Origin of the sequence: Mycolicibacterium agri, from assembly GCF_002553505.1 — a bacterium.
GTDB classification, from domain to species: Bacteria; Actinomycetota; Actinomycetes; order Mycobacteriales; family Mycobacteriaceae; genus Mycobacterium; species Mycobacterium agri.
Genome location: NZ_PDCP01000175.1, coordinates 1 through 3,459 on the forward strand (window position 1 = coordinate 1; position 3,459 = coordinate 3,459).

Annotated in this window: 2 protein-coding genes; one reads left to right on the forward strand and one right to left on the reverse strand. The window is 62.2% G+C overall.

Annotated features, from left to right (window positions below):
- Positions 1–230: 230 nt before the first annotated feature.
- Positions 231–974, forward strand: a complete 744-nt coding sequence (locus tag CQY20_RS33395; protein WP_133119205.1) for a hypothetical protein — start codon at positions 231–233, stop codon at positions 972–974.
- On the opposite strand, the gene CQY20_RS34700 is transcribed toward CQY20_RS33395, so the two are convergent.
- Positions 975–1,739, reverse strand: coding sequence for a hypothetical protein (locus CQY20_RS34700; RefSeq protein ID WP_133119206.1), 765 nt, complete (start codon positions 1,737–1,739; stop codon positions 975–977).
- Positions 1,740–3,459: the final 1,720 nt, after the last annotated feature.

Sequence of the window (3,459 nt, forward strand, 5' to 3'; positions counted from 1 at the left end):
CAACGACGCCACAGCGCACTCGGCGGCCTCCCACCGATCAGCCGACTGATACCAACGTCATGACTCGGTACACCTAGTCGGCGACCGTCCGGCTGCACACTTGTCATGTGGCGACAACGGAAAGTCACGCTCAGGTTGGTGAATCATGGGCCTATCGTGTCCGTTAGATCGATGACGTCGTTGAAGTCGAGGTGCTCAAACTGGGGACACAGCGACCGCCCCGGGTATTGGTGCGGTTCGTTGACGAAAGGTTCGAGGGCCGCCAGGAGTGGGTGTCACCGGCGCGTTTGAAAGTGCGCTGGGAAGCTGTCGATGCCTTCCGGGAACAGGAGGCGCGCTGGAATCGCATCGACGAACTCGGGATCGGTGACGATTCGGTCGGCAGAGCCGCAGAGGTGGTCTTCGAAACGCTGATTGAGCACGATGTTGCGCGCATGGAGTACCGGGAGTCCGGTGCATGTCGCATTACAAACTCGAGTCGCCTCGCCGAGATCACCGGCCTGGATGAGACCTTGTGGACGCAATGCCCCGACGGATTCACGGAGGATGAGGATCTGGTGGCGCCTTGGCCGGTCACCGAAGCGATTGCGGCGGCCGCTGCGCGGCGTGACCCGACCCCGATCCTGGAGGCCGTGCAGAAAGAGGAGGGCGAGGCGCGCTATGTGGCGATCCACGGGCGTTGGTATCGCGGTAGAGGTTCCCGGCCGGATTACACCATTCCAGCGGATATCTGCATCCAGACCGACAACGAGTACTACAAGCCGCGCCGGGCGATCCTTCGCCAGTGGTGCGGCGCCGAGGCCGCCGATCGGTACGACGAGTTGGCGGAACTGCGCAAGGAGATTCACCGTGTCGGACAGATCGCCGAGACCGCGATCAAGGCGCTGCGGGCGGCGGGCCGAAGGCAGGAGGCCGAGCATCTGGCCCGCCAGCTTGGTACACCGGTGGAAATGCTGCGTCACAGCGAGCCGTAGTTAAATTGTGGGGCGCCGGTGTGCGTTCATGCCTTTGGGCATGAACGGCTCGTACTCGTCAGGCGCAATGGTGTCGGGTTCGAGATGACACAGCATGTCGAGGTTATTGAGCGGGTCGATCCTGTCGGCCTCGTCGAGAGCCGATCGCTGCCACTTGCGCATCGCCTCGGCCGCCGACGCGTCAGCGCAACCGGCAAGGACGCCGTCGAGGGCGCCGGCATAGTCGCGTTGAGCCTGCGCCTGTGCGTGCTGAGCGACCTGTTCGTGCAGCCGCCGGCGGTTGAGGTCGACCACGTAGGCCTGCTTCGCAGCCAGGACTGCCGCGTCCCACTCCTGCTGTCGCCGAAGCAGATCGGCCTCGCGTTGCCGCCTCTGCGCGGCCGCTTCGACCACCCGGCCATCAAGTTCGACGAACACCGCACCCAGCTTGCTGTCAAGCGTCCAACGGCTCCGATCCGACCAGGACCTCGTGCGGTAATACTGCCCCAACTGCAGCGTCAGACGTCCCGACCCAACCTTTTTGACCTCCAAGGGGACTCGCTGCCAGGAATACTTCGCCGCGCCGAGTTTCTCGTCGTCGGGCACCTCGCGGTCGACGAGTTCTTCACGGAGGCCCAGTTCGAAGGAACACCCGCTGGTGCTGATCTGGAACCGGCGGTCATCTCGTGGATCACGGTCAAGTGTCCAGCTCCGGGATGCGCATTCGTCGGCGATGGCCTGCAGGATGCGCAACGCCCGCTCCATCGAAGACTCGGTGACCGCCATCCGAATCGTGGTTCCCAGCGCACGCACCTCGCCGCTAACCCGACCTGTAAATGGGGGCACCACGACCTGGGGTGTCGGCGCTGGCCGAGGCTCCCCGGCCTCGCGAACGAGGCGGATGACGAGATCGCCCCGATCGCGACCGGAGTAACGCAGTGCGAACCCGTCCGGAACCAGTTGATCGATAACCAGGTGGTGAATCGCCCGCCGGTATCGCGCCCGCTCACGATCGGTCGGCGATACCACCGTAAGTTGCCCGTTCCCGGACCTGAGTTCAGCGAGGAGCTCAATCGCGAACTCATCTGCACCCGAAGCACTCCCGGATGCTTGAGTATCGCCGGCCGGTGTGGCATCCGCAGGGTACCGGCCGTGCAAGAGGTAGAACTCACCTTCGGGGGTGATCGAGGCCGACCACTGTTTGCGGCGCCGATCCACCGTCACCAAGTCCCGTGCCGCTAAAGCGTACGCGGTTGTCTTGTACGTGAACTCCCGCCAGACACCGTCAGGGCAGCCTTCTCCGATCCACTTCAAGACCTGAACCTGCCGAACGGTCAGAGGCTGGTCGCGGCGCATATCGTCAGCATCGCACCGAACTAGCACCGCCCCAGATGTTGCTCCTTGGGCGCATCGATGTCGGGCCCGCGGAACGGCTGCTCGTCAGCACTATCCGCGGGTTGCTCTCGGATGCGGTGTTCCCAAGCGACCTACCGTTGGTTCGCTGTGGACGTCACCGTCCCTAGTCACTTGAGTTCCGATGAGACGGTTGGCCGGGGGTAGCGCCGGGCAGCCTCTCTAGAGGTAGAGGAATCGTTCCAATCTCTGATGGGTGTCGAAGATCAGTCCGTACGCGCGTTCGCCATCAATCTGCGTGGTCTTGGCCGGCATGTACGCGAAGAGTCGCCGCTCAGCTTCGCTGGTATCCATTCGGGGAGGGCTTATGGCGAAGAAGAATGCGGGGCGATGAGACCGAGCGTGTTGCAGAAGACCGCGACCGGTTAGCTCATAACCCAGAGGTCGCAGGTTCGAATCCTGTCCCCGCTACCAGCGGAAATGACCCCAGAGGTGCGATCTCTGGGGTCATTTTCATGCCGCTTGGACACGTATTTGGACACATCAGCGGTTCTAATCGATTAGCTAGCGTGTCGTCGAACTCGAGTCTTCGCCGATCAGGGATAGGAGCGGCATCCCCGACGGCTTAGCGGTCACTCGGTCTGGGGTTGCGTGCATGGGCCTGCAGGAGACGGTCAGATGACCGGTAACCGATATGCCGAGGGGCGGCGGCGAGTCGGCAGCTAAGGTCGGGGTGGACAACGGCAAGGACACCACCGGGATCAATCGTCTTGTCTGACGTCGCTTTTGACGCACAGACCTAACTGTCGACACCCAACGAAATTCATAGATAACAGCGGTTATCCACGGTCTAGCGCTTCAGAATTGGCGTTGTGGGTACGCGGTCGCAGTCCAAGCTCTGAACGGTAGGCCGGGAAGTGGGCGTTGGCGTCTTTGGTGATGTACAGCCAAGACGATCACCGTCGCGTATCAACTGCACCTATCGCGGTTGAGTTGACGCCAGCGGACGACGACGGTGTCTTGATGCAGCCAAGATCGACAAACCGTGTCGCTTGATTGACAATCTTGCCGGTTATTGTCGCCTGCCATGAGGATGGGACCAGTGTGACCTGATTTTTGCCAGGGTGATGGGACCACCTGGATTGCCAGTTAT

Coding starts and splice junctions, on each gene's coding strand:
- CQY20_RS34700 (WP_133119206.1), bottom strand. CDS start 1,739: ATGGCGGTCACCGAGTCTTCGATGGAGCGGGCGTTGCGCATCCTGCAG.